At 55.6% G+C, this 1289-nt stretch carries 2 tRNA genes and 2 rRNA genes; all 4 read left to right on the forward strand.

The annotated features are described in order from the left end of the window. Nucleotides 1–9 precede the first annotated feature (9 nt). A 5S ribosomal RNA gene (rrf, locus tag PV407_RS16410) occupies nt 10–126 on the forward strand. A 91-nt stretch (nt 127–217) separates the two neighbouring features. Continuing rightward, nucleotides 218–294, forward strand: a tRNA-Ile gene (locus PV407_RS16415). Between the two features lie 69 nt (nt 295–363). Then, a tRNA-Ala gene (locus tag PV407_RS16420) sits at nt 364–439 on the forward strand. Between the two features lie 213 nt (nt 440–652). Beyond that, a 23S ribosomal RNA gene (locus PV407_RS16425) occupies nt 653–1289 on the forward strand; the annotation flags it as partial.

The raw sequence follows: 1289 nt of genomic DNA on the forward strand, positions 1-1289 counted from the left end.
TTCAATCCGTTTGGTGATGATGGCGGAGGGGATCCACGCGTTCCCATCCCGAACACGACCGTTAAGCCCTCCAGCGCCGATGGTACTTGGACCGCAGGGTCCTGGGAGAGTAGGACGTCGCCAAGCGGATCCGGTTCGACCGGATTCAATTGAATAGACGGCGAAAGCGCATGCTTCCGTTGTCAGCTTTCGAAGCCGAATGCTTCGCAAGTCGCAAGGGCCTTTAGCTCAGCTGGTTAGAGCGCACCCCTGATAAGGGTGAGGTCGGTGGTTCGAGTCCACTAAGGCCCACCATAGTTACTCCAATCGAAGAGCTTCGATGCGAATAGGCTGCGAAGATACTTCGCTTGCGGAGGACAGCATGGGGCCATAGCTCAGCTGGGAGAGCGCCTGCCTTGCAAGCAGGAGGTCAGGAGTTCGATCCTCCTTGGCTCCACCAAACAACGTATTGCGGACGCGGACGACAAACAAGATTTGCCTCTTGAAAAGTCGGAAGCGAATGTGGTACACTAGCAAATGTCGCTTTTGGCGAATGTGCCGGAAGCAGCACGACAACTTGTTCCTTGAAAACTGGATAGCGAAACGAAACGAGAACGAAGGCAATCGTACGAATGCCTTAGAAGCGAATCGAGTAGCCAGCAATGGTTACAATGGATAAGCTAATAAGGGCGCACGGAGGATGCCTAGGCGCTAGGAGCCGACGAAGGACGTGGCGAACTACGAAAATGCCTCGGGGAGCCGTAAGCAGGCTTCGATCCGGGGATGTCCGAATGGGGAAATCATAGGGGTCGCGGAGGCATACCCAGGGAACTGAAACATCTAAGTACCTGGAGGAACAGAAAACAACAGTGATTCCGTCAGTAGCGGCGAGCGAACGCGGAGAAGCCCAAACCGATCTCTTCGGAGATCGGGGTTGTAGGACGTCGATATGGCTGAAGCAGGTTAGGCGAAGCGGTCTGGAAAGGCCGGCCACAGAAGGTAAAAGCCCTGTAACCGAAAATCTGCGTAGGCCTAGACGGATCCTGAGTACGGCGGTGCGCTTACAACAAGTCAGAGGCCGTTAACGGCTGATGGCGTGCCTTTTGTAGAATGAACCGGCGAGTTACGTTTGCAAGCGAGGTTAAGCCGAAGAGGCGGAGCCGCAGCGAAAGCGAGTCTGAACAGGGCGAATCAGTTTGCAGGCGTAGACCCGAAACCGTGTGATCTACCCCTGTCCAGGGTGAAGGTGCGGTAACACGCACTGGAGGCCCGAACCCACGAGCGTTGAAAAGCTCGGGGATGAGGTGGGG

The organism is Paenibacillus sp. GYB003 (assembly GCF_036577625.1).
Taxonomy (GTDB): Bacteria; Bacillota; Bacilli; order Paenibacillales; family NBRC-103111; genus Paenibacillus_AB.